Origin of the sequence: Streptomyces sp. NRRL S-244, from assembly GCF_000717915.1 — a bacterium.
In the GTDB taxonomy this organism is placed as follows: domain Bacteria; phylum Actinomycetota; class Actinomycetes; order Streptomycetales; family Streptomycetaceae; genus Streptomyces.
This window is the reverse complement of sequence record NZ_JOCX01000005.1, coordinates 215565-238067: the sequence shown is the minus strand read 5'-3', so window position 1 is coordinate 238067 and position 22503 is coordinate 215565. Positions and strand designations below refer to the sequence as shown.

The following is a 22503-nucleotide window of genomic DNA, read 5'->3' as shown; positions in this document are numbered from 1 at the left end:
ATCACATGGGAATCCGAAAGGAAGTTCAGGATCTACTTGACGCAGGCCCGTTCCCGTCCGAGGAAGCCCCTGTAGAGGAGATCACTGAGACAGAGCACCTGCTCGAGCAGATCCCGGAACCGGTCACGGATGAAGAAGCTCAGGCTCTGACAACGATCTTCGGCTCCGACGACTGCTTCGGCCTCTCGATGACTTTGCTACATGTGATCGAGACCGCACCAAGCGCTCAGACGGCAGACTACCCACTGAACACAGACAACATGTGGGTGGAATTGCTGAACCGCCGTGTCGCCTTTGCCCGAAAGCTGGCAGAGGAGGAGCACCGCTCAAGCAGCTCATGATCGGCAAGCGCTGATCAAGTGACGGGTCGCCGGATCTTCCGGCGACCCGTTTCTGCCAGCCGCGTAGATATGGCGGTAGAAACTCCGACAGATCGCGGCGCCGCACACGCTCCTCACCGCCGCCGCATGTCCGCCACCCTCGCGCGCTCCCGCTCCCCCGGCTGGGGGTCCGGGAGGGGGCCCGCGCTGCGGAGTTGAGCGGTGGGGCCGCCGCGGCGCTGCACCGGGAGGGGGGACTCGCGGCGCGGGCGGCGGCCCGCCATGCCGTCGGCGTTCCCGCCGGGGGCCACGGCGCCGGCGATGGTGATCTGGACGCCCTGGTCCGCGAGGGCCTGGAGTTCCGTGGCCGCGCGGTCGTCGTGCGGCGGGGGCTCGTCCGTGACCAGACGGGTCATCACATCGGTCGGCACCGTCTGGAACATGGTGTCGGTGCCCAGCTTCGTGTGGTCCGCGAGGACCACCACCTCCGCCGCCGCCTGGACCAGGGCCCGGTCCACGCTCGCCGACAGCATGTTGGACGTGGACAGACCGCGTTCCGCCGTCAGGCCGCTGCCGGACAGGAAGGCCCGGGAGACCCGCAGCCCCTGGAGGGACTGCTCCGCCCCGCTGCCGACCAGCGCGTAGTTGGAGCCGCGGAGGGTGCCGCCCGTCATCACCACCTCCACCCTGTTCGCGTGGGCCAGTGCCTGCGCGACCAGCAGCGAGTTGGTGACGACGGTCAGTCCGGGCACCCGGGCGAGCCGGCGGGCCAGCTCCTGGGTCGTGGTGCCCGCGCCGACGACGACGGCCTCGCCTTCTTCGACGAGGCCGGCCGCCACGTCGGCAATGGCGGTCTTCTCCGCCGTCGCGAGATGGGACTTTTGCGGAAATCCGGACTCCCGCGTGAAACCGCCCGGCAAAACCGCACCGCCGTGTCGGCGGTCGAGGAGTCCTTCGGCCTCCAGCGCCCGCACGTCCCGCCGTACGGTCACTTCGGAGGTCTGGACGACGCGGGCGAGCTCCCGGAGCGACACCGCTCCGTTGGCCCGCACCATTTCGAGAATCAATTGGCGACGTTCTGCAGCGAACACGAAACTGACAGTAACCCCAACGACCGTCTTGTTTCAGCTCCTTGCGCCGGAATACCGAAGTTGTCCATAAAGCAGGGCGACTAGTGGTATACGCGGCGGGGCGGTTGAGTGAACGTCACTCCACCCCCGCTGGGGCCGCCCCAAGTCCCCTTCGACCTGGGGCGGTTGCCGTCCTCAGGCCTCGCCGGCGGTCTTCCGCGTGTGCAGCTGGCGCGCCACCTCGGCGATCGAACCCGACAGCGAGGGGTACACCGTGAACGCGTTTGCGATCTGCTCGACGGTCAGGTTGTTGTCGACTGCGATCGAGATGGGGTGGATCAGCTCGCTCGCCCGCGGGGAGACCACCACGCCGCCGACCACGATTCCGGTGCCCGGGCGGCAGAACAGCTTCACGAACCCGTCCCGGATGCCCTGCATCTTGGCCCGCGCGTTGCGCAGCAACGGCAGCTTCACGACACGGGCGTCGATCTTGCCGGCGTCCACATCGGCCTGGGTGTAACCGACAGTGGCGATCTCCGGGTCGGTGAACACGTTCGACGAGACCGTCTTGAGGTTCAGCGGGGCCACCGCGTCGCCGAGGAAGTGGTACATCGCGATGCGGCCCTGCATGGCGGCGACGGAGGCCAGCGCGAAGATCCCGGTCACGTCGCCGGCCGCGTACACGCCGGGCGCGGACGTACGGGAGACCTTGTCGGTCCAGATGTGCCCGGACTCCTTGAGCCGGACCCCGGACTCCTCCAGGTTCATGTCCTTGGTGTTCGGGATCGCGCCGACCGCCATCAGGCAGTGCGTGCCGGTGATGACGCGGCCGTCGGAGAGCGTGACCTCGACCCGGTCGCCGACGCGCTTGGCGGACTCGGCGCGGGAGCGGCCGACGACGTTCATGCCGCGGCGCCGGAAGACGTCCTCCAGCACGGCCGCCGCGTCCGGGTCCTCGCCGGGCAGCACGCGGTCGCGCGAGGAGATCAGCGTCACCCGGGAGCCGAGGGCCTGGTACGCGCCGGCGAACTCGGCGCCGGTGACGCCCGAGCCGACCACGATGAGCTCCTCGGGGAGCTCGTCGAGGTCGTAGACCTGGGTCCAGTTCAGGATCCGCTCGCCGTCGGGCATGGCGTCCGGGATCTCGCGGGGGTGGCCGCCGGTCGCGATCAGCACGGCGTCGGCCGTCAGGATCGTCTCGGTGCCGTCGGCCGCGGTGACGATGACGTCGCGCGTGCCGTCGATGCCCTGCGGGCCGCCGAGCTTGCCGCGGCCCCGTACGACGCGGGCGCCGGCCCGGGTGACGGACGCGGTGATGTCGTGCGACTGGGCGAGCGCGAGGCGCTTGACGCGCCGGTTCACCTTGCCGAGGTCCACCCCGACGACGCGCGCGGCCTGCTCTATGTGCGGGGTGTCGTCGGCGACGACGATGCCGAGCTCCTCGTACGACGAGTCGAAGGTCGTCATGACCTCGGCGGTCGCGATGAGGGTCTTGGAAGGTACGCAGTCGGTGAGGACGGAGGCGCCACCGAGGCCGTCGCAGTCGACGACGGTCACCTCCGCGCCGAGCTGGGCCCCCACGAGGGCCGCCTCATACCCGCCGGGTCCGCCGCCGATGATCACGATCCGGGTCACGAAAACTCCGCCTCACGTCTACCCGGCCGGCTGCCGCCCCGGCCGGGGCTTCCGGGGGTCTCCCCGGGGGATGCATTCCGTGCCCCATTGTCCCGCACGCTTCAAGGTGCTTCTCCCCCGGTCCGCCCATCCGTGAGGACGACCGGGCACGCGGCCCGCCCCGCCCCTCCCGTACCCTCGACCTCATGTCGCTCTACGCCGCGTACGCCGGCAACCTCGACCCGCGGCTGATGACGCGCCGCGCTCCGCATTCGCCGCTGCGCGGCACGGGCTGGATCAACGACTGGCGGCTGACCTTCGGCGGTGAGCAGATGGGGTGGGAGGGCGCCCTGGCCACGATCGTCGAGGCCCCGCGCCACCAGGTGTTCGTCGCCCTGTACGACATCGCGCCGCTGGACGAGGACTCCATGGACCGGTGGGAGGGCGTCGGGCTCGACATCTACCGCCGGATGCGGATCCGCGTCCACACGCTGGACGGCGAGGAGGCGGCCTGGTGCTACGTGCTGAACGGGTACGAGGGCGGCCTGCCCTCGGCGCGCTACCTCGGCGAGATCGCCGACGCGGCCGAGGCGGCCGGGGCCCCGCACGACTACATGATGGAACTCCGCAAGCGCCCCTGCTGAGGCCGGGGGGACGTCGCCGAGGCCGAGGGGACGTTTCGGCGGAAACGACAAGGCAACGATCCGAACACCGTGAGCTGCGCCATCTACGCGCGTAGGCAATGCTCGGCTACGCTCGTCTGCGTGAACGCATCTGTTACCGACCCCTTCGCCGACGCCACCGCCGCAGCCGCCCGCCTGCGTGAGCTGACCGGCGCCGAAACCCACGATGTCGCCCTCGTCATGGGCTCCGGCTGGGCCCCCGCCGCAGAGGCGCTGGGCGCCCCCGAGGCCGAATTCCCCGTCACCGAGCTGCCGGGCTTCCCGCCCGCCGCCGTCGAGGGCCACGGCGGCAAGATCCGCTCGTACAAGATCGGCGACAAGCGCGCGCTGGTCTTCCTCGGCCGGACCCACTACTACGAGGGCCGCGGCGTCGCCGCCGTCGCCCACGGCGTGCGCACCGCCGTCGCCGCCGGCTGCAAGACCGTCGTCCTGACCAACGGCTGCGGCGGCCTGCGCGAGGGCATGAAGCCCGGCCAGCCCGTCCTGATCAGCGACCACCTCAACCTGACGGCCACCTCGCCGATCGTCGGCGCGAACTTCGTGGACCTGACCGACCTGTACTCGCCGCGCCTGCGCGCGATGTGCAAGGAGATCGACGAGACCCTCGAAGAGGGCGTCTACGTCCAGTTCCCCGGCCCGCACTACGAGACCCCGGCCGAGATCAACATGATCCGCGTCATGGGCGCCGACCTGGTCGGCATGTCCACCGTGCTGGAAGCCATCGCCGCCCGCGAGGCCGGCGCCGAGGTGCTCGGCATCTCCCTCGTCACCAACCTGGCGGCGGGCATCTCCGGCGAGCCGCTGAACCACGAAGAGGTGCTCCAGGCCGGCCGCGACTCGGCCGCGCGCATGGGCAAGCTGCTGACGCAGGTCCTCGCCCGCATCTGAGGCATCGGCACCGTACGAGAGACAAGGCGGAAGCAGTGGCAGTGCAGGAACAGGACGACCTGATCACCCGGGCGCAGGCCTGGCTGGCGGAGGACCCGGACCCGGAGACGGCGGCCGAGCTGGCCAAGCTCATCGAGGCCGGGGACGTCGCGGAGCTCGCGGACCGGTTCTCCGGCACCCTGCAGTTCGGCACGGCCGGACTGCGCGGCGAGATCGGCGCGGGCCCGATGCGGATGAACCGCTCCGTGGTCATCCGGGCCGCGGCCGGCCTCGCGGCCCACCTCAAGGCCCAGGGCCACGCCGGAGGCCTGGTCGTCGTCGGCTACGACGCGCGGTACAAGTCCGCGGACTTCGCCCGCGACACCGCCGCCGTGATGACCGGCGCGGGCCTGCGCGCCGCCGTCCTGCCCCGCCCGCTGCCGACGCCCGTCCTCGCGTACGCCATACGGCACCTGGGTGCCGTCGCCGGCGTCGAGGTGACCGCGAGCCACAACCCGCCCCGGGACAACGGCTACAAGGTCTACCTCGGCGACGGCTCGCAGATCGTGTCCCCCGCGGACGTCGAGATCGCTGCGGAGATCGAGCGCGTGGACACCCTCGCCTCGGTCCCCCGCCCGGAGTCCGGCTGGGAGGACCTCGGCGACGAGGTCCTGGAGGCCTACCTGGCCCGTACCGACGCCGTCCTGACCTCCGGCTCCCCCCGGGGCGTGCGGACCGTCTACACGGCCATGCACGGCGTCGGCAAGGACGTCGTCCTGGCGGCCTTCGCCCGGGCCGGCTTCCCGGAGCCGGTGCTGGTCGCCGAGCAGGCGGAGCCGGACCCGGCGTTCCCGACGGTGGCCTTCCCCAACCCGGAGGAGCCGGGCGCGATGGACCTGGCGTTCGCGACGGCCGCCGCGGTCCAGCCCGACATCGTGATCGCGAACGACCCGGACGCGGACCGCTGCGCGGTGGCCGTCCCCACCGCGGACGGCTGGCGGATGCTCCGCGGCGACGAGGTCGGCGCGCTGCTGGCCGCCCATCTGGTCCACAAGGGCGCCCGCGGCGTCTTCGCCGAGTCCATCGTCTCGTCGTCCCTCCTGGGCCGGATCGCGGAGGCGGCGGGCGTCGGCTACGAGGAGACCCTGACGGGCTTCAAGTGGATCGCCCGCGTCGAGGGCCTGCGGTACGGCTACGAGGAGGCGCTCGGCTACTGCGTCGACCCCGAGGGCGTCCGCGACAAGGACGGCATCACGGCCGCCCTGCTGGTGGCGGAGCTGGCCTCGGAGCTCAAGGAGCAGGGCCGCACGCTGACCGACCTGCTGGACGACCTGGCGATGGCCCACGGCCTGCACCACACCGACCAGCTGTCGGTCCGCGTCTCCGACCTGTCGGTCATCGCCTCGGCGATGGCCGCGCTCCGGGCCGAGCCGCCGGTATCGCTGGCGGGGCTGCGGGTGGTCTCGGCGGAGGACCTCAACCAGGGCACGGACAAGCTCCCGCCCACGGACGGCCTGCGCTACCACCTGGAGGGCGACTACAAGGCCCGGGTGATCTGCCGCCCCTCCGGCACCGAGCCCAAGCTCAAGTGCTACCTGGAGGTCGTGGTCCCGGTCTCCGAGGCCTCCGACCTGGCGCCGGCCCGAGTCCGCGGCCAGGAAGTCCTCGACGGAATCAAGAAGGACCTCTCGGCGGCCATGGGCATCTGACCCCGCCCCGCACGGCTCGCCCCTGGCGAGCCCCCCGGCTCCGCGCCGCTGCACCGGACTCCGTCCGTCGGGTGCAGTCCCAAGGGCATCAGCCCTCGTCCGGCCCCCTCAGCTCCCCCTGAGGGGGCCGTCGACGTTGCGGGGGGGCGGTACGTCGCGTGCGGCGCGGGCCGGCTGTCTCCCCCGAGGTGCCGGGCTCGGTCGGCACCTGCCCACCCGCCCCCGGGTGCAGGTCCGGCGCCGGGGAGCCGTGTCCCCCTGGCCCGCATCGGAGTGGGTTTGGGGGTTTCCCGTCAGTCCCACCGCCCTTCCGGTTCGCGCCGGCCCGTCAAGGGCGCTCCCTGCGGTCGCGTCAGGAAGAGCCGGGCGACGGCGACGGGCGGACCAGTTCGCCCAGGGTGGGGACCGACTCGGGGCGGGAGCGGACCGCCTCCGTGCACTCCCAGGTCCGCGGCGGGTCCGCGTCGGGGCCGCCCAGGACCACCGGGCCCGGGCCCGCCGAGACGGCCTCGCTGCCCGCCAGCGTGCACACCACCTGTGACAGCGCCACCGGCGGCAGGTCCTCCGGCTTGCGGCTGATGCGTATCGTCCCCGCCGGATCACCGGTCCGCGCCGGCGCGACCGTCAGGCCGTCCGGAACCCCGGTCGTGAAGCCCGCGTCCCGCTCCTCCGACGACGGCTCCCGCTCCAGCGCCTCCAGCAGCGCCTCGGCGACCAGCATCACGGGATCCCGTACCGGCTTCTTCTCCGGTACCGGCACCACCCGTTCCACGCCGACCAGCTGCGATCCGCAGACCAGCTCCACCGTGGCCCGGAAGCCCTGCACCCCGGTCTGCGGACCCGGCGTATCGCACGACACCCGCGAAGGCGCCGCGCCGACGTCCACCGGCACCGTCGTCGCCCTGATCCCGCACGCCGAGGTCAGCAGTACGAGGAGTACCGCCCCGGCCCTACGCGTCCGCTTCACCGGCGATCACCTTTCCCACGTCCACCGGCAGCCGCAGCGTGAACAGCGCCCCGCCCTGCGGCCCGTTGGCCGCGGTGATGTCACCGCCGTGGATGTGCGCGTTCTCCACCGCGATCGACAGGCCCAGCCCGCTGCCGTCCGACTTCGGCCGCGAGGCGCTCGCCTTGTAGAACCGGTCGAAGACGTGCGGCAGCACCTCCTCCGGGATGCCCGGCCCGTTGTCCTGGACCGCGATCGCCAGCCACTCCCCCTCGACGACCACCGACACCCGCACCGGCGAGCCGCCGTGCTTGAGCGCGTTGCCGATCAGGTTGGCGAGGATGACGTCGAGCCGGCGCGGGTCGAGCCGCGCCACGATGCCCCGCTCCGCGTCCAGTTCGACCGCGTCGAGCCAGGCCCGCGCGTCGATGCAGGCCGTGACCTGGTCGGCGACGTCCACGTCGTCCAGGACCAGCTTGGCCGTCCCCGCGTCGAAGCGGGTGACCTCCATCAGGTTCTCCACCAGGATGTTCAGCCGCCGCGTCTCGCTGACCACCAGCGCCACCGCCGGCGCGATCATCGGATCGAGGTCTTCGACCTCCTCCTCCAGCACCTCGGCGACCGCCGTCAGCGCCGTCAGCGGAGTGCGCAGTTCGTGCGACATGTCCGCGACGAAGCGCCGGCTGGCCTCCTCCCGCGCGCTCATGTCGGCGACCTTCTTCTCCAGTGCCTCCGCCGTCTTGTTGAACGTGTGTGAGAGGTCCGCGAGTTCGTCGGTCCCCGATACGTCGAGCCGGTGGTCCAGCTCGCCCTCGCCGAGCCGCCGCGCCGCGTCCCCCAGCCGCTGCACGGGCTTGAGCACGGTCCGGGCGGCCGCCTGGGCCAGCAGTGCGGAACCGAGCAGCGCGAGGCCCGTCGCGATGGTCAGCGACCAGCCGAGCGCGTTCAGGTCGTCCCGCTCCTGCGCCAGGGACTTGTACATGTAGCCGGTCGGCCCGCCGCCCACGATCCGCGTCCCGCCGACCAGGTACGGATTGCCGCGCGGCTTCGTCCGCTGCCAGTACACGTGGTACTCGGCGTCGTTCGCGGCCGTCGCCTTCTGCCGGTCGTTCACCGCGCGCTGCAGCGAGCCCGGTACGTCGTCCAGCCCGAAGGAGTCGGGGCCGGCCGCGCCGAACACCTTGCGGCCGTCCTTGCGCTCGTCGACCAGCAGCACGCTGTAGCCGGGGCTGCTGCCCGCCATCAGCTCGGCGGTGCGCTGCATCTCCTCGGGCGTCGGGTCGGCGGGCAGCGCCGCGGCCCGGTTCTGCATCTCCTGGCGGAAGTCACCGAGGGCCGCGTCCTGGGTACGGGTGAGCACGGCCTCGCGGTTGAGCCAGTACGCGATCCCGGACGCGGACACGGCGGCCACCAGCGCGACCAGGGAGAACACCATCAGGAGCCGCAGCCGCAGGCTGGTCCAGCGCCGGCCCGCGAACAGGGCTTTGATCACTGTGGCGAGTCCAGCCGGTAGCCGACACCACGCACGGTCCGGATGAGGGTGGGCGAGGACGGTACTTCCTCGACCTTGGCGCGCAGCCGCTGTACGCAGGCGTCCACGAGCCGGGAGTCGCCGAGGTAGTCGTGCTCCCAGACGAGGCGCAGCAGCTGCTGGCGGGAGAGCGCCTGCCCGGGCCGGCGGCTGAGCTCCAGCAGCAGCCGCAGCTCGGTCGGCGTGAGCTGGAGGTCCTCGCCGTTCTTGGTGACCGTCATCGCCGCCCGGTCGATGACGAGGGAACCGAACACCGCGGAGTCGCTGGCCTCCCGTTCCCCGCGGCGCAGGACGGCCCGGATCCGGGCGTCGAGCACCCGGCCCTGGACGGGCTTGACGACGTAGTCGTCGGCCCCCGACTCCAGGCCCACGACGACATCGATGTCGTCGCTGCGGGCGGTCAGCAGGATGATCGGCAGCTGGTCGGTGCGGCGGATCCGCCGGCACACCTCGAAGCCGTCGATCCCGGGCAGCATGACGTCCAGCACGATCAGGTCCGGCCGCTGCTCGCGCAGCAGTTTCAGGCCGTCCTCGCCCGTCGCCGCGGTGGCCACACGGTGGCCCTGGCGAGACAGGGAGAGTTCGAGGGCCGTGCGGATGGCGTCGTCGTCCTCGATCAGCAACAGGAAAGGCACGGGCTCATTCTGTCCCATCGACCGTTCGGAGTTCGACCGTCGGGCCCACGGGATCCGACCGGGGACCCACACCGAACCCACGCCCGACCCACACCGGACCCACGCCGGACCCACCGGAGCCGCTGTGACAGGCCTGTGACAGTCGGCGGACACCCCGGTTAAGTCGGCCGGGCAGTCTTTTACCAACGAAACCGAGCAGGATCCGAAGCAGACTCCACGACGGGGGGCGCGAGATGAACACGCTGCACAGCACCACCACCAGCGCGGTTGTCACGCGGCTGCACGATGTGAACCGCCGGGCAGGTGTCCGTTCGGTGACGGTCGCCCGTCCGCGGCCGGCGCACACGGTGGCCATCGACGCGAACACGTACCAGTCCGCCGTCCCGGTGCAGCGCACGCCCGAGCTCTCCGCCACCTCGGAGGCCGAGTTCACGGCGTACGTCCAGGAGCGGCGGGCCGCCCTCTACGCGACGGCCTTCCACCTGACCGGTGACCGTTACGAGGCCGAGGACCTGCTCCAGAGCGCGCTGTTCTCCACGTACCGCGCCTGGGACCGGATCAGCGACAAGGCCGCCGTCGGCGGGTACCTGCGTCGCACGATGACGAACCTGCACATCAGCGCCTGGCGCCGGCGGAAGCTGAACGAGTACCCGACCGAGGAGCTCCCGGAGACGGCCTCCGACACGGACGCGATGCGGGGTACGGAGCTGCGCGCGGTGCTGTGGCAGGCACTGGCCCGCATCCCGGAGCCGCAGCGCACGATGCTGGTGCTGCGGTACTACGAGGGCCGTACGGACCCGGAGATCGCGGAGATCCTGGGGATCAGCGTCGGCACGGTGAAGTCGAGCATCTGGCGGTCGCTGCGGCGGCTGCGGGACGACGAGGTGCTGAGCTTCGGCCGCGACGAGGCGGAGTCCTTCGAGGAGCTCGTCGCGTAACGCGGCACACCACAGACCATGGGCCAGGGGGCCCGTCCTACGGGGGTGGGACGGGGGCCTGCGGGGGGAGAAGGCGGGATCAGGCGGCCGGGGGTCCGCGTGGTCCCGCCTTCTCGTATTGCCGCTTCTCGTATTGCCGCTTCTTGTATTGCTACGCCGGGGCGGTCGTGCGGTGGCGGCCCGCGGCGCAGGCGGCCAGCCGCCCGAGGGCCTCGTCGCGGGCGCAGGCGTGGGCGCCGAGGGCGGTGTGGCGGGCCACGATGCCCCGCTCCGCCCGCATCAGCCGCCATCCCCTGCGCAGCAGGAACGGCAGCGACTTGCGCCCCTCGCGCAGATCCCGCGCGAGCCTGCGCCGGAACGTCGTCGACGGCCGGCCGCGCAGGCAGATGGCATCGGCGAGCAGCCCCATCTCATGACACCGGGCCACGATGTCGGCCGCAAAGATCCCCTCCGCGATGAACAGCGGGGTACGGGAGATGTCCAGCGTCTCCGTACCCGAACGGGAGGAGGTGGCGATGGAGTACACCGGCACCTCGGTCCGGCCGCCCGCGCAGAGCTCCCCGATCGCGGCGACCGCGGCGTCGGCGTCCCACGACAGCGGGGAGTCCCAGTCGATGTCGGAACTGCCCTCGACCAGTGGGAGGGTCGGGTCGTCGCCCTCCTTGTAGAAGTCGTCCAGGCGCAGCACCGGCAGCCCGGAACGGGCAGCCAGCCTGGACTTGCCGGACCCCGAAGGCCCGGTCAACAGGACGACACGCGTAGGCAAAGGAGAGGAGGAGCTCACGGGACACCAGTGTGAACCATTCCCCCGCGCAGGGGATGCCTCCGGTGGCCGGTTGGTATCCAGGATCACACCTCAACTACGCTGCGTGCGCACGCGACTACGACCTCAGGCGGGATCCCCATGGCACGTCACGCAGCAGCACCCGGCAGCTCCGCGCTGCGCTCCGCAGGCATCACGCTCTCCATGGCCGGTGCGGCCCTGGCCATGGCCGCCGGTGGCGCCCAGGCCGGTGAGCTCTCGGTTCCGGCGGCCCTCGCGGGGGTCACCGACCCCGTCGCGAACCTCAAGGTGAACCCGCTGGCCCACACCGGCGTGGACCCGCTCGACAACGGCGTGGCCACGCGGGTCGCCGACTTCCCGGCGGTCGGCACGACCATGGTCACGGGGATCCTGACGCAGGGTCCGTCCGTCGGCGAGCTGCCCGAGGCGGCCGCGTCCTCGCTGCTCGGCCCGCTGCTGCCGAAGTAGTCGTAAGGGGGCACGGGAAGGCCCCGGCAGCGCGGGGGACGCTGCCGGGGCCGGTTCCGGAGGGGGTCCTCTAGTACGAGGATCCGCCCGAGCCCAGCGAGCCCGTCGGGTGCCAGACCGTCTTCGTCTCCAGGAACGCCGTCATGCGCGACGTGCCCGGGTCGGCGCTCCAGTCGTCCACAGGCTGTGGACGCAGGACGCGCTTGAGGTTGTCGGCCGCCGCGATCTCCAGCTCCTTGGCCAGCGCCGCGTCGGCGCCCGCCAGGTCGATCGCGTTGACGTCCTGGTGGGACGCCAGGTGCGGGCCCATCTCGGCGGCCTTGCCGGACAGGATGTTGACGACTCCGCCCGGCAGGTCGGAGGTGGCCAGCACCTCGCCCAGGGACAGGGCGGGGAGCGGGGACTTCTCCGAGGTGATCACGACGGCCGTGTTGCCCGTCGCGATGACCGGGGCGATCACCGAGATCAGGCCCAGGAAGGACGAGTCCTGGGGGGCGATCACGGTCACGACGCCCGTGGGTTCCGGGGTGGAGAGGTTGAAGAAGGGGCCCGCGACCGGGTTGGCCCCGCCCACGATCTGGCCGATCTTGTCGGTCCAGCCCGCGTACCAGACCCAGCGGTCGATGGCCGCGTCGACGACCGCGCCGGCCTTCGACTTGGACAGGCCCTCGGCCTCGCCGACCTCGCGGACGAACTGCTCGCGGCGGCCCTCCAGCATCTCGGCGATGCGGTAGAGGATCTGCCCGCGGTTGTACGCCGTCGCGCCCGACCAGCCGCCGAAGGCCTTGCGGGCCGCGACGACCGCGTCACGCGCGTCCTTGCGGGAGGACAGGGGGGCGTTGGCCAGCCACTTGCCCTTGGAGTCCTGCACCTCGTACACCCGGCCGCTCTCGGAGCGGGGGAACTTGCCCCCGACGTACAGCTTGTAGGTCTTGAAGACGTTCAGACGGGTCGACGACTCAGACATCGAGGTAGCCCTCCAGGCCGTGGCGACCGCCCTCGCGGCCGAAGCCCGACTCCTTGTAGCCGCCGAAGGGCGAGGTCGGGTCGAACTTGTTGAACGTGTTGGCCCAGACGACACCCGCGCGGAGCTTGTTCGCGACCGCGAGGATGCGCGAGCCCTTCTCCGTCCAGATGCCGGCGGACAGGCCGTACTGGCTGTTGTTGGCCTTGGCGACGGCCTCGTCGGGCGTACGGAACGTCAGCACGGACAGCACCGGGCCGAAGATCTCGTCGCGGGCGACGGTGTGCGCCTGGGTGACGTTCGTGAAGAGCGTCGGGGCGAACCAGTAGCCGGAGGACGGCAGCTCGCACGCCGGGGACCAGCGCTCGGCGCCCTCGGCCTCGCCGGTCTCCGCGAGCGCGGTGATCCGGGCCAGCTGCTCGGCGGAGTTGATCGCGCCGATGTCGGTGTTCTTGTCGAGCGGGTCGCCCAGGCGCAGGGTGCTCAGGCGGCGCTTGAGGGAGTCCAGCAGCTCGTCGTGGATCGACTCCTGGACCAGCAGGCGCGAGCCCGCGCAGCAGACCTGGCCCTGGTTGAAGAAGATCCCGTTGACGATGCCCTCGACGGCCTGGTCGATGGGGGCGTCGTCGAAGACGATGTTGGCGCCCTTGCCGCCCAGCTCCAGGGTGACCTTCTTGTCCGTACCGGCGATCTGGCGGGCGATGGCCTTGCCGACCGCGGTCGAGCCGGTGAAGGCGACCTTGTTGACGTCCGGGTGCTCGACGAGGGCCGCGCCCGCGTCGCCGTAACCCGTGAGGATGTTGACGACGCCCTTGGGCAGGCCCGCCTGGCGGCAGATGTCCGCGAAGAACAGCGCGGTGAGCGGGGTGGTCTCCGCCGGCTTCAGCACGACCGTGTTGCCGGTGGCCAGCGCCGGGGCGATCTTCCACGCCAGCATGAGGAGGGGGAAGTTCCAGGGGATGACCTGTCCGGCCACGCCGAGCGGGCGCGGGTTCGCGCCGTAGCCCGCGTGGTCGAGCTTGTCGGCCCAGCCCGCGTAGTAGAAGAAGTGGGCGGCGACGAGCGGGAGGTCCGCGTCGCGGGTCTCCTTGATCGGCTTGCCGTTGTCCAGGGTCTCCAGGACGGCCAGCTCGCGGCTGCGCTCCTGGATGATCCGGGCGATGCGGAAGAGGTACTTGGCGCGCTCGGAGCCGGGCAGCGCGGACCAGGTCGCGAAGGCCTTGCGGGCGGCCTTGACGGCGCGGTCGACGTCGGCGGCGCCGGCCTGGGCGACCTCGGAGAGGACCTCCTCGGACGACGGGGAGACGGTCTTGAAGACCTTGCCGTCGGCGGCGTCGACGAACTCGCCGTCGATGAAGAGCCCGTACGAGGGGGCGATGTCGACGACGGAACGCGACTCGGGGGCCGGTGCGTACTCGAAAAGGGATGCCATGGTGATCAGTCCACCGTCACGTAGTCGGGACCGGAGTAACGGCCGGTGCTCAGCTTCTGGCGCTGCATCAACAGGTCGTTGAGCAGGCTGGAGGCGCCGAAGCGGAACCAGTGGTTGGAGAGCCAGTCCTCGCCCACGGTCTCGTTGACCAGGACCAGGAACTTGATGGCGTCCTTGGTGGTCCGGATGCCGCCGGCCGGCTTCACGCCGATCTGGATTCCAGTCTGCGCCTTGAAGTCGCGGACGGCTTCGAGCATCAGCAGCGTGTTGGCGGGGGTGGCGTTGACGCCGACCTTGCCGGTGGAGGTCTTGATGAAGTCGGCGCCCGCGAGCATGCCGATCCAGGAGGCCCGGCGGATGTTGTCGTACGTCGACAGCTCGCCGGTCTCGAAGATGACCTTGAGGCGGGCGGCGGTGCCGTCGGGGCGTACGCACGCCTCCTTGATGGCCTTGATCAGCTCGTACGTCTCCAGGTAGCGGCCGGCGAGGAAGGCGCCACGGTCGATGACCATGTCGATCTCGTCGGCGCCGGCGGCGACGGCGTCACGGGTGTCCGCGAGCTTGACGGGCAGCGCGGCGCGGCCGGCCGGGAAGGCGGTCGCGACGGAGGCCACCTTGACGTCGGCGCCGTTCAGGGCGGCCTTCGCGGTGGCCACCATGTCGGGGTAGACGCAGACCGCGGCGGTCATGGGCGTCGTGCGGTCGGTCGGGTCGGGGTTGACGGCCTTGGCGGAGAGCGCTCGGACCTTGCCCGGGGTGTCCGCACCCTCAAGCGTGGTCAGGTCGATCATCGAAATGGCCAGGTCAATGGCGTACGCCTTGGCCGTGGTCTTGATCGAACGGGTACCGAGCGCGGCCGCGCGGGCCTCCAGGCCGACGGCGTCTACGCCGGGCAGCCCGTGCAGGAAGCGGCGCAGCGCGCTGTCGGACGTCGTCACGTCAGCGAATGCGGTGAGGGTGGTGGGCATGGTCACCAGATGAGCATATCTACGCGCGTAGCTGCCTGTCACCCCCCGCGGGCGCACATATGTGCGGACTCGGGCACATCCGGGCGGGGCGGGGATCCGGCCGAAGAACGCACTGCGGACCGCTGACCTCCGCTTTTCCTGTTACATGGCGAAGACGGGAACCTCATGGTCCAGTCGAACGAGAAACGTAAATTTCTCTTCAGCAGCCCGCCAGACCTCACCGGACGAAGCCTTCGGCAGAGAACCCGTAGAGAAAAGGGGCATGCGACTCTCCCACCTTCCCGCGACGCAGCTCCAGGAGTCGTTATGCGTACCGCCCTCCGCACCTCGATCGTCACCGCCGCCCTCGCCGGGGCCCTGCTCGCGCCGGCCGCGACCGCGGTCGCCGCGACCGCCGCCCCGCAGCCGGCGGCGTCGACCCGGGCGGCTGCCTCTGCGGATTCGTCGGGTTCCTCGGACGACAGCGGCCGCTACGAGGGCCGGCCGGTCTACGTCGGCAACGGGATGGTCGCGGTGCTGCGCAACGGGGCCGAGGGCCCGGAGGCCTGGATCCGCTACGTCGGCGACCAGTGGAAGCCGGGCGACAACTACATGCTCCACGTCGTGGGCCTGGTCACCCGCGGGCAGACCACCGCCGAGGCGTACGGGGCGTCCTTCGAGCTCACCAAGGCGGAGACGACCGCCCCGGTGCTCGTCGTCACCACGAAGGGCGTCGCCAAGTCCTACCCGCTGCCCGAGGGCAAGGCAGGCCCGGTCTGCTCGGCCGAGAAGTCGCAGAACATCGGCGCCGGCATGAGCGCCAAGCTGTTCATGTCCCCCGACGGCCCGCGGGCCGAGCTGTGGGTCGCCGGCGAGGACACCGCGTGGCGGCTCCTGGACCGCGGTTTCCCCGCACTGCCCGAGTCGGCCGGCATCATCGCCCGCATCGTGAACCCGAGCGGTGCCGCGCCCGGCTTCGAGTGGAAGACCCAGGGCGGCGGCACCCCGCTCGGCCGGACCTCCTTCCCCGCGCTGCCCAAGGGCTGCAAGCCGAACTACAAGGTCACCGAGGACCGGGCCGCCGACAAGCCCGCGCCGAAGCCCGAGCCGACCGTCACGGTCGGCGCCGCGCCGGTCGCCGACGTGAAGCCGCAGGGCGGGGCGCAGACCGTGGTCGTGCCCAAGGGCGGGGTGGCCGCGGGGGCCGAGTTCGCCGCCGAGGACACCGACAACAGCACCACCGTGGCGGCCGGCACGGGTCTCGTCGCGATCTTCGCCGGGCTGAGTGTGGCCCTGCTGGCCCGCGGCCGCCGCGCCGGTCGCGGCCGGGGCTGACCTTCCCTTTGCCGCCCCTCCAACCCGTCCCCTCCCGCTTTCCTGCCTCCGGCGGGCCACCTCCGCGGTGGCCCGCCGGGCCCGTTTCCCGGAGCACCCCATGGCCCACCGCGTCCGCCCCCTGCTCGCCGCCGCCCTGCTCGGTCCGCTCGCCCTCGCCGCCCTGACCGGCTGCGGCGGCGCGCCGGCCGCGCCCGCGCCCCCGCCCGCGCCCCGCATCGCCGCGGCCCCGGCGCCGGCCCCGCCCGCGCCGACCGCTTCGGCCGCGCCCGCCGCAGCGCTGCCCGCCTCCGAGCCCGTACGGGTACGGATCCCCGCGGCCGGGGTGGACACGGGTCCGCTGCTGAAGCTGGGGCTGGCCGCCGACGGCAGCGTCGAGGTGCCCTCCGTCGCGAACGGGGACCGGATCGGCTGGTACACGAAGGGCGTCACCCCGGGCGAGACGGGACCGGCCGTGCTCATCGGGCACTTCGACACCGCGCGCGGCCCGGCCGTACTGCGCGACGTGGCGAAGATCCACGCGGGTGACGGGATCACCGTCTCCCGGGCGGACGGCAGCTCCGCCGTCTTCCGGGTGCGCGCGCTGGAACAGGTCGACAAGAAGAGCTTTCCGACGGCCAAGGTGTACGGGAACACCGCGCGCCCCGAGCTGCGGCTGATCACCTGCGGGGGCGAGATCACCGACGGCCACCGGCCCGACAACATCATCGTGTACGCCGATCTCGTCGGCTGAGACGGCTTGAGGCAGAATCGGCCTCATGAGCAGCCAGCAGCCCCCCGAAGAGCCGGCGTACGCAGACCGGGTCTACCGCTCCCCCATGGCCGTCGTCACGGGGGTCCTGCTGCTCGCGCTCGTCGCGTGGCTGTGCGGGGACGCCATCGTGCGGGGGTCGGGGAACGCCCCGTGGTTCGCCGCGGCGATCGCCCTGCTGGCCGTACCGCTGATCGTGGCGTTCACGATCCGCCCGGCCGTCTTCGCCAATGACGACCGGCTGCGCGTGCGGAACCCCTTCCGGGTCATCGAGCTGCCCTGGGCCGCCGTGGACGCGGTGCGCGCCGGGTACTCGGCGGAGGTGCTGGCCGGGGGGTCGAAGTACCAGCTGTGGTCCGTTCCGGTCTCGCTGCGCGAGCGGAAGAAGGCGAGCCGGCAGCAGAGCCGGCAGGAGCTCTCCCGCCGCGGCGGGCTCAGCGGCAAGGGCGCCACGGGCTCGCAGGGCAAGGCCGGCCCGACCGCCTCCGCCGAACCGCAGCGGGCCCAGGCCGACCAGGTCGTGGGCGAGCTGCGGGAGCTGGCCGAGCGCGGTGCCTCGCGGGCCGGCGCCCAGGGCAGCGTGCGCGTGCGGTGGTCGTACGAGGTCCTGGCCCCCGCCGCCCTCGGCGCGGTGTTGCTGATCGTGCTGCTCGTCATCGGCTGACGCCGGCCCGTCGCGGACCCGTACCGCCCACCCGCACCGCCCCGGGCGCCCGTACGGGTGGGTGCGAGCCCGCTCACAGGATCCGACCGGAACCGCGGCCACCGGGGCCTGCGTCCTCGCACATGTGCAGCGCAACGAGGTCGGCCGCAGTGCCGCCACCGCCATTCACCTCCGGCTCCGGCTCCTGGGCGGGGGGCTGCTGGTCGCCCATCTCCTCCTCGTCGGCTGGCTCACTCTGCGCCCCCTGGACGTGCCCTGGGCGGCCGCGGCCAATCTGACGCCGCTGGAGGGGATCCGGGCGGACCTCTCGTACGGACCGCTGGAGGCGGCCCGGCGGATCGGCGAGGCGCTGGCGCTGCTGGCCCCGCTCGGGGTGCTGCTGCCGCTCGTCAACGGGAACCTGGCGCCCTCGCCGCTGGCCGCGTGGTCCTCGCTGGGCCGGACCGCCGCCGCGGGGGTGCTGGTCTCGCTCCTCATCGAGATGCTCCAGAGCTCGGTGCCCGGGCAGGTGGTCGACGTGGACTCGGTGCTGCTGAACGGGCTGGGCGTCGTACTCGCGCACGTGGCCGTCGTACCGGCGCTGCGGGCGCGGCTGCGGCGCTCGCGGAGCTCGGAGCAGTCCTCTCAGGGGTCCACCCCGAGAATTCCCAGGGTCGGGCTCGGCCCCTGGACCGACGTCTTGTCGGCGGTGCCGCGGGAGTATTGAGGCATCGCGGGAAAGCCTCCCGCCGGATGCCACAGAGGAGAAACCATGAGCGCGATTGTCCGCCCCCGTGACGGCCGCTGGATCGGCGGCGTCTGCGCCGGACTGGCGCGTCGCTTCGGAATATCCGCGAACACGATGCGCGTCATTTTCGTCGTCTCGTGCCTGCTGCCCGGCCCGCAGTTCCTGATCTACCTGGCGCTGTGGCTGCTCCTGCCGAACGAGAAGTCCGCCTCGAACGCCTGGTAGAAAGCCTGGTAGAAAGCCCGGTGGAGCGCCTGGAAAGGCGCCCGGTAAAGGGCCTGGCAAATCGGCCGGCAAAGGGTTCGAGGCGGAAAGCCCGGGGCGTCAGTTCGCGCCGCGGACCTTCTCCAGCTGCTTGTCCGCCACCTCTTGGGGGACGAGAGCCTTCTGCTGGGCCCCGGAGACGTTGAGGGCCATCAGCCGTACGACGGCGGCGCCCTGGCGGACGACGACCACGTGGACCTGGGCCGAGACGCCCTGGGCGGCTGCGGTGGTGGTCCAGCTGACGGTCTCGTCGCCGGCCGTCTTGTACTCGGCGGCCCGTACCTCGCGGTAGCTGCCGCTCTGCTTGTCGACGGTGGCGGTGAAGCCCGTACCGCACGCGCCGACGGCGCTGCGGAGGCGGGCGATGAGGGCCTTGGCGTCGCTCTCGGCGTAGGAGCTGACGGAGGCGGAGACGGCGAGTCCGACCTGCTTCTGGGAGCCGATGCCGCGGTTGACGGTCTCGCGGGCGGCCGGGTCCGGCTTGTCGCCCATGATGTCGGCCAGGGGCTGGCAGGCCTTGCGGTCGGCCTGGGGCTGGCCGTCGGGGGCGTTGGGGTTCTTGCCCTGCGCGGAGACCTGGTAGCCGGGCAGATCGCCCTGTTCGAGCGCGGAGCGCTCCAGCTTGCTCGCCCCGGCCTTCGGCGCGGCCGAGCCGCTCGGGGCGGAGCCCGGGGACGCGGCGGCCGAGCCCGCGGGGGCGGAGCCCTTGGGGTCGGGCGTCTTGCCGGTCGCGGGGGCGTCCTTGTTGCTGCTGCACCCCACGGCCCCCAGGAGGAGGGCGGGGAGCAGGGCGGCGGTGGCCGCTCCGACCGTGACTCGTGCCTTCAAGCGCATGACCGATGACCTCATACCCAGTGCGTCGGCGGGCAGTTGGTGGTGATCGTGGCACACGCCACGACGTGGCACACACCCGATCGAACCGGCGTGCGCCACGTGCGTGCGCGTGCGAAAAATCCGCAGACGAGTCCGCGGAGGGGTCCGGCGGTGATCAGCCGCCGAGCGCGCCGCCGATGGGCAGACCGCCGAGGGTCGGGCCGACCGCGTCGGTGAGCTGGTTGAGGGGGGCGGCCGGGTCGCTCTGCTGCCGGCCGTCCTCGGCGCTGACGTGCTGCTGGCTCGTCAGCCCCTGGGCGGCGCCGGTCACGGTGCCCAGCGCGTCGGAGAGGCCGATCGCGGGCACGGCGGCCGAGGCGGAGCCCGCGGCGGCGGCGACGAAGGCGGCGCCGAGAGCGGCGGCACCGAGGGTCTTGGCAGCTGACTTCTTCATGAAGATTTAGTCCTTGCGACGGGGAATTGAGCGGCTCCGCAAACTAGTCACTTCAAACCCCCGCCCGCAAACATACGTAAATACGAGAAAGCGCCCGGGAATTGCTCCTCCCGGGCGCTTTCCGTCTGTGATGCCGTGGCCTAGACCGAGACGGAACCGCTGGTCGAAGCGGTCTGCTGGAACAGCCACTCCGACTTCAGCTCCGCATAACCGGGCTTGATGACCTCATTGATCATGGCCAGTCGTTCATCGAAAGGAATGAACGCGGACTTCATCGCATTGACGGTGAACCACTGCATGTCGTCAAGCGTGTAGCCGAAGGTGTCGACCAGGTGCTCGAACTCGCGGCTCATGCTGGTGCCGCTCATCAGCCGGTTGTCGGTGTTGACCGTCAGCCTGAAGTGCAGCTTCCGCAGCAGCCCGATCGGGTGCTCGGCGTACGAGGCGGCCGCGGCGGTCTGCAGGTTCGAGGTGGGGCACATCTCCAGCGGGATGCGCTTGTCCCGGACGTACGAGGCCAGCCGGCCCAGCTTCACGGAACCGTCGGCGGCGACCTCGATGTCGTCGATGATCTTCACGCCGTGGCCCAGGCGGTCGGCGCCGCACCACTGGAGGGCCTGCCAGATCGACGGCAGGCCGAAGGCCTCGCCCGCGTGGATGGTGAAGTGGTTGTTCTCGCGCTTGAGGTACTCGAACGCGTCCAGGTGGCGGGTGGGAGGGAACCCCGCCTCGGCGCCGGCGATGTCGAAGCCGACCACGCCGTTGTCGCGGTAGCGGTTCGCCAGCTCGGCGATCTCCAGCGCGCGGGCGGCGTGGCGCATCGCGGTGAGCAGCGCGCCGACGCGGATGCGGTTGCCGTTGGTGCGCGCGCGGCGCTCGCCCTCGCGGAAGCCCTCGTTGACCGCCTCGACGACCTCTTCGAGGGTCAGTCCGGCTTCGAGGTGCTGCTCGGGGGCGTAGCGGATCTCGGCGTACACGACGCCGTCCTCGGCCAGGTCCTGGGCGCACTCGGAGGCGACCCGGAAGAGGGCCTCCTTCGTCTGCATGACGGCGCAGGTGTGCGCGAACGTCTCCAGGTAGCGCGGCAGGGAGCCGGAGTCGGCGGCTTCGCGGAACCAGACGCCCAGCTTGTCGGCGTCGGTCTCGGGAAGGTTCTCGTAGCCGACCTTGTGCGCCAGCTCGATGATGGTCCCGGGGCGCAGGCCACCGTCGAGGTGGTCGTGGAGCAGCACCTTCGGGGAGCGGCGGATCTGATCCGGGGTGGGCAGGTTGGGGGTCTCGCTCGTCATCCGGGCACTCTACTCCTACGCGCGTAGAGCAGCGCGTCGGCGACAGGGGTCGATACGTAACAGAGACCGTACGGACGGGTCGCGTACACCTGTCAGTCTGAGACTGTTCCGCCATGGCACAGCATGCGCCGCCGGCGCGCGGGGCCCGCCTGGGGCGGGCGGCCGGCGCGAACGGCTCGGTCTCGACGGGCAGCACGGTCAACGGAGTCGTCCTCTTACTCCCCGGTAAATCCAGATTGTCCCCCGGTCCGGTGCGTCCGCTCGCGCGGGCACTGGTCCGGGCGGGCGGGGCGGACGGCCTGGTCACGCACACCGTGCTGCACGGCAGGGGGGCCTGCCGGGAGGACGACGCCCGGTGGGCGGCGGACGAGGTGGTGCGCAGGTACGGGGACGTGCCGGTGTGCCTCGCCGGGTACGACGCGGGCGGCCGGGCGGCGCTGCGGGCGGCGGGCCACGAGGCCGTCAACTCGGTGCTGGCGCTTGCCCCTTCCTTGGGAGAGGTGGTCTCGCCGGAGTCCCCGGAACCGGTGAAGCAGTTGTCGGGGCGGCAGGTGCTGATCGTGCACGGGACGAACGACGCGCGCAGCGACCCGGAAGCATCGTTTCGGCTGGCGGCGCAGGCGAAGAAGGCGAACCGCTCGACGTGCCGGTTCGAGGTGCACTCGGACGGCCACCGGCTGCGCGAGCACCAGGCGGAAGTCGTGGCGCTGTCCGTGGATTTCATCCTGGGGGCGATGTTCTCGGGACGGTTTTCGCGGCCGGTGACGGACGCGCTGGCGGCGCCGCCGCCGCTGGGGCTGCGGATGCCGCTGGCCTCCGGCTTCGGGCGGTCGCTTCGGGGCTGAACCAGCCTGTTGGACGGGCTCCCTGCGCGTACAGTGAGGAGTGGACTCGGGGCGTTCCTCTCCCGAGGAGATGAGTCATGGCCGGATTGGTGTCCAAGAACTTCGACAAGCCGGACGAGACCCGACCGTTCGAGGACGGCATGGGTCGGCTGGACCTCTTCAACACCGAAGGCGGCGCGGTGGGCCGGGCGGTCTTCGAGCCGGGGTGGCGCTGGTCGCAGCACATCAAGCCGCTCGCGGGCACGGACAGCTGTCAGTCCGCCCACACCGGGTACGTGGTGAGCGGCCGCATGGTGATCGCCATGGACGACGGGGAGCAAGGCGAAATCGGCCCCGGTGACTTCATCCGGATCGCGCCCGGACACGACGCCTGGGTCGTCGGAGACGAGCCCTGCATCGCCCTCGACTGGACCGGCTACACCGACTACGCCAAGCCCGCGTCCGGCTGACACC

The 22503-nt window shown here is 71.6% G+C and carries 25 protein-coding genes; 13 read left to right on the top strand and 12 right to left on the bottom strand.

The genetic code is table 11. The features are described from left to right. The first annotated feature begins 5 nt into the window (after window positions 1–5). The gene (locus IF02_RS33040) at window positions 6–341 is read left to right on the top strand and encodes a hypothetical protein (RefSeq protein WP_051695991.1); all 336 of its coding nucleotides are present in this window, start codon (window positions 6–8) and stop codon (window positions 339–341) included. A gap of 113 nt (window positions 342–454) precedes the next feature. Here the strand turns inward: IF02_RS33040 and IF02_RS0108685 are convergent, their stop codons facing one another. Both IF02_RS0108685 and IF02_RS0108680 read right to left on the bottom strand, forming a co-directional pair. Further along, window positions 455–1411, bottom strand: a complete 957-nt coding sequence (locus IF02_RS0108685; RefSeq protein WP_078621961.1) for a DeoR/GlpR family DNA-binding transcription regulator — start codon at window positions 1409–1411, stop codon at window positions 455–457. Between the two features lie 174 nt (window positions 1412–1585). After that, window positions 1586–3025, bottom strand: coding sequence for an NAD(P)H-quinone dehydrogenase (locus IF02_RS0108680; protein ID WP_030154980.1), 1440 nt, complete (start codon window positions 3023–3025; stop codon window positions 1586–1588). Window positions 3026–3210: 185 nt separating this feature from the next. Here IF02_RS0108680 and IF02_RS0108675 point away from each other — a divergent pair, with 185 nt between their 5' ends. The 3 genes from IF02_RS0108675 (at window position 3211) to IF02_RS0108665 (ending at window position 6263) form a co-directional block, all read left to right on the top strand. Continuing rightward, on the top strand, window positions 3211–3648 hold the full coding sequence (locus IF02_RS0108675; protein WP_030154978.1) for a gamma-glutamylcyclotransferase: 438 nt from the start codon (window positions 3211–3213) through the stop codon (window positions 3646–3648). A gap of 120 nt (window positions 3649–3768) precedes the next feature. Then, window positions 3769–4575 carry a purine-nucleoside phosphorylase gene (locus tag IF02_RS0108670; protein ID WP_030154976.1) on the top strand — a complete coding sequence of 269 codons (807 nt, stop codon included), beginning with the start codon at window positions 3769–3771 and terminating at the stop codon, window positions 4573–4575. Window positions 4576–4616: 41 nt separating this feature from the next. Next, window positions 4617–6263 (top strand): phospho-sugar mutase, encoded by a 1647-nt coding sequence (locus IF02_RS0108665; protein WP_030154974.1) that lies wholly within the window; start codon window positions 4617–4619, stop codon window positions 6261–6263. A gap of 352 nt (window positions 6264–6615) precedes the next feature. Here IF02_RS0108665 and IF02_RS0108660 read toward each other — a convergent pair whose 3' ends face one another. Genes IF02_RS0108660 through afsQ1 form a run of 3 tightly spaced genes read right to left on the bottom strand, consistent with a single transcriptional unit; the run spans window position 6616 to window position 9375 of the window. Then, complete coding sequence (locus tag IF02_RS0108660) at window positions 6616–7230, bottom strand: hypothetical protein (RefSeq protein WP_030154973.1); 615 nt, start codon at window positions 7228–7230, stop codon at window positions 6616–6618. Continuing rightward, on the bottom strand, window positions 7214–8644 hold the full coding sequence (locus IF02_RS0108655) for a sensor histidine kinase (RefSeq protein ID WP_234318136.1): 1431 nt from the start codon (window positions 8642–8644) through the stop codon (window positions 7214–7216). The genes IF02_RS0108660 and IF02_RS0108655 overlap by 17 nt, the downstream gene beginning before the upstream one ends. A gap of 53 nt (window positions 8645–8697) precedes the next feature. Next, complete coding sequence (gene afsQ1, locus IF02_RS0108650) at window positions 8698–9375, bottom strand: two-component system response regulator AfsQ1 (RefSeq protein WP_180291024.1); 678 nt, start codon at window positions 9373–9375, stop codon at window positions 8698–8700. 233 nt (window positions 9376–9608) lie between these two features. Here afsQ1 and IF02_RS0108645 point away from each other — a divergent pair, with 233 nt between their 5' ends. After that, window positions 9609–10313 (top strand): SigE family RNA polymerase sigma factor, encoded by a 705-nt coding sequence (locus IF02_RS0108645; RefSeq protein ID WP_030154968.1) that lies wholly within the window; start codon window positions 9609–9611, stop codon window positions 10311–10313. Between the two features lie 151 nt (window positions 10314–10464). On the opposite strand, the gene IF02_RS0108640 is transcribed toward IF02_RS0108645, so the two are convergent. Then, window positions 10465–11163, bottom strand: coding sequence for a uridine kinase family protein (locus IF02_RS0108640; RefSeq protein ID WP_078621970.1), 699 nt, complete (start codon window positions 11161–11163; stop codon window positions 10465–10467). Between the two features lie 54 nt (window positions 11164–11217). On the opposite strand from IF02_RS0108640, the gene IF02_RS0108635 reads away from it, so the two are divergent. After that, window positions 11218–11565: a hypothetical protein gene (locus tag IF02_RS0108635; RefSeq protein ID WP_030154964.1), complete on the top strand. Its 348-nt coding sequence runs from the start codon at window positions 11218–11220 to the stop codon at window positions 11563–11565. A gap of 70 nt (window positions 11566–11635) precedes the next feature. On the opposite strand, the gene IF02_RS0108630 is transcribed toward IF02_RS0108635, so the two are convergent. Genes IF02_RS0108630 through deoC form a run of 3 tightly spaced genes read right to left on the bottom strand, consistent with a single transcriptional unit; the run spans window position 11636 to window position 14929 of the window. After that, window positions 11636–12532: an aldehyde dehydrogenase family protein gene (locus IF02_RS0108630; RefSeq protein ID WP_030154963.1), complete on the bottom strand. Its 897-nt coding sequence runs from the start codon at window positions 12530–12532 to the stop codon at window positions 11636–11638. Further along, a complete protein-coding gene (locus tag IF02_RS0108625) occupies window positions 12525–13961 on the bottom strand; it encodes an aldehyde dehydrogenase family protein (protein WP_030154962.1) in 1437 nt (478 codons plus the stop codon). The genes IF02_RS0108630 and IF02_RS0108625 overlap by 8 nt, the downstream gene beginning before the upstream one ends. A 5-nt stretch (window positions 13962–13966) precedes the next feature. Next, complete coding sequence (gene deoC, locus IF02_RS0108620; RefSeq protein WP_106977248.1) at window positions 13967–14929, bottom strand: deoxyribose-phosphate aldolase; 963 nt, start codon at window positions 14927–14929, stop codon at window positions 13967–13969. Between the two features lie 306 nt (window positions 14930–15235). Between deoC and IF02_RS32260 the strand changes: the two genes are divergently transcribed. The 5 genes from IF02_RS32260 (at window position 15236) to IF02_RS0108595 (ending at window position 18610) form a co-directional block, all read left to right on the top strand. Next, entirely contained in the window at window positions 15236–16243 is a 1008-nt protein-coding gene (locus IF02_RS32260; RefSeq protein ID WP_037835797.1) for a hypothetical protein, read from the top strand. Between the two features lie 100 nt (window positions 16244–16343). Further along, window positions 16344–16976 (top strand): class F sortase, encoded by a 633-nt coding sequence (locus IF02_RS0108610; protein WP_030154960.1) that lies wholly within the window; start codon window positions 16344–16346, stop codon window positions 16974–16976. A 25-nt stretch (window positions 16977–17001) separates the two neighbouring features. Next, entirely contained in the window at window positions 17002–17658 is a 657-nt protein-coding gene (locus tag IF02_RS0108605) for a PH domain-containing protein (protein WP_030154959.1), read from the top strand. 124 nt (window positions 17659–17782) lie between these two features. Continuing rightward, window positions 17783–18364 carry a VanZ family protein gene (locus IF02_RS0108600; RefSeq protein WP_030154958.1) on the top strand — a complete coding sequence of 194 codons (582 nt, stop codon included), beginning with the start codon at window positions 17783–17785 and terminating at the stop codon, window positions 18362–18364. Between the two features lie 45 nt (window positions 18365–18409). Next, on the top strand, window positions 18410–18610 hold the full coding sequence (locus IF02_RS0108595; RefSeq protein ID WP_030154957.1) for a PspC domain-containing protein: 201 nt from the start codon (window positions 18410–18412) through the stop codon (window positions 18608–18610). Window positions 18611–18709: 99 nt separating this feature from the next. Here IF02_RS0108595 and IF02_RS0108590 read toward each other — a convergent pair whose 3' ends face one another. The 3 genes from IF02_RS0108590 to IF02_RS0108580 form a co-directional block, all read right to left on the bottom strand. Then, window positions 18710–19483 (bottom strand): hypothetical protein, encoded by a 774-nt coding sequence (locus IF02_RS0108590; protein ID WP_030154956.1) that lies wholly within the window; start codon window positions 19481–19483, stop codon window positions 18710–18712. A gap of 154 nt (window positions 19484–19637) precedes the next feature. Continuing rightward, on the bottom strand, window positions 19638–19916 hold the full coding sequence (locus IF02_RS0108585) for a hypothetical protein (RefSeq protein WP_030154955.1): 279 nt from the start codon (window positions 19914–19916) through the stop codon (window positions 19638–19640). A 140-nt stretch (window positions 19917–20056) separates the two neighbouring features. After that, window positions 20057–21205: an adenosine deaminase gene (locus tag IF02_RS0108580; protein WP_030154954.1), complete on the bottom strand. Its 1149-nt coding sequence runs from the start codon at window positions 21203–21205 to the stop codon at window positions 20057–20059. A 113-nt stretch (window positions 21206–21318) separates the two neighbouring features. On the opposite strand from IF02_RS0108580, the gene IF02_RS0108575 reads away from it, so the two are divergent. Together IF02_RS0108575 and IF02_RS0108570 are read left to right on the top strand one after the other, a co-directional pair. After that, window positions 21319–22050, top strand: coding sequence for a hypothetical protein (locus IF02_RS0108575; RefSeq protein WP_030154953.1), 732 nt, complete (start codon window positions 21319–21321; stop codon window positions 22048–22050). Between the two features lie 77 nt (window positions 22051–22127). Beyond that, complete coding sequence (locus IF02_RS0108570) at window positions 22128–22499, top strand: cupin domain-containing protein (protein ID WP_030154952.1); 372 nt, start codon at window positions 22128–22130, stop codon at window positions 22497–22499. The last annotated feature ends 4 nt before the right edge of the window (window positions 22500–22503 follow it).

Bases quoted from the DNA above. Each gene is read 5' to 3' on its own strand.
- IF02_RS0108675 (WP_030154978.1), top strand. From the start codon at position 3,211: ATGTCGCTCTACGCCGCGTACGCCGGCAACCTCGACCCGCGGCTGATG.
- IF02_RS0108605 (WP_030154959.1), top strand. From the start codon at position 17,002: ATGAGCAGCCAGCAGCCCCCCGAAGAGCCGGCGTACGCAGACCGGGTC.
- IF02_RS0108630 (WP_030154963.1), bottom strand. From the start codon at position 12,532: ATGTCTGAGTCGTCGACCCGTCTGAACGTCTTCAAGACCTACAAGCTG.
- IF02_RS33040 (WP_051695991.1), top strand. From the start codon at position 6: ATGGGAATCCGAAAGGAAGTTCAGGATCTACTTGACGCAGGCCCGTTC.
- IF02_RS32260 (WP_037835797.1), top strand. From the start codon at position 15,236: ATGCGTACCGCCCTCCGCACCTCGATCGTCACCGCCGCCCTCGCCGGG.
- IF02_RS0108575 (WP_030154953.1), top strand. From the start codon at position 21,319: ATGGCACAGCATGCGCCGCCGGCGCGCGGGGCCCGCCTGGGGCGGGCG.
- deoC (WP_106977248.1), bottom strand. From the start codon at position 14,929: ATGCCCACCACCCTCACCGCATTCGCTGACGTGACGACGTCCGACAGC.
- IF02_RS0108625 (WP_030154962.1), bottom strand. From the start codon at position 13,961: ATGGCATCCCTTTTCGAGTACGCACCGGCCCCCGAGTCGCGTTCCGTC.
- IF02_RS0108610 (WP_030154960.1), top strand. From the start codon at position 16,344: ATGGCCCACCGCGTCCGCCCCCTGCTCGCCGCCGCCCTGCTCGGTCCG.
- IF02_RS0108570 (WP_030154952.1), top strand. From the start codon at position 22,128: ATGGCCGGATTGGTGTCCAAGAACTTCGACAAGCCGGACGAGACCCGA.
- IF02_RS0108580 (WP_030154954.1), bottom strand. From the start codon at position 21,205: ATGACGAGCGAGACCCCCAACCTGCCCACCCCGGATCAGATCCGCCGC.
- IF02_RS0108590 (WP_030154956.1), bottom strand. From the start codon at position 19,483: ATGCGCTTGAAGGCACGAGTCACGGTCGGAGCGGCCACCGCCGCCCTG.
- IF02_RS0108585 (WP_030154955.1), bottom strand. From the start codon at position 19,916: ATGAAGAAGTCAGCTGCCAAGACCCTCGGTGCCGCCGCTCTCGGCGCC.
- IF02_RS0108595 (WP_030154957.1), top strand. From the start codon at position 18,410: ATGAGCGCGATTGTCCGCCCCCGTGACGGCCGCTGGATCGGCGGCGTC.
- IF02_RS0108655 (WP_234318136.1), bottom strand. From the start codon at position 8,644: ATGGTGTTCTCCCTGGTCGCGCTGGTGGCCGCCGTGTCCGCGTCCGGG.
- IF02_RS0108635 (WP_030154964.1), top strand. From the start codon at position 11,218: ATGGCACGTCACGCAGCAGCACCCGGCAGCTCCGCGCTGCGCTCCGCA.
- IF02_RS0108645 (WP_030154968.1), top strand. From the start codon at position 9,609: ATGAACACGCTGCACAGCACCACCACCAGCGCGGTTGTCACGCGGCTG.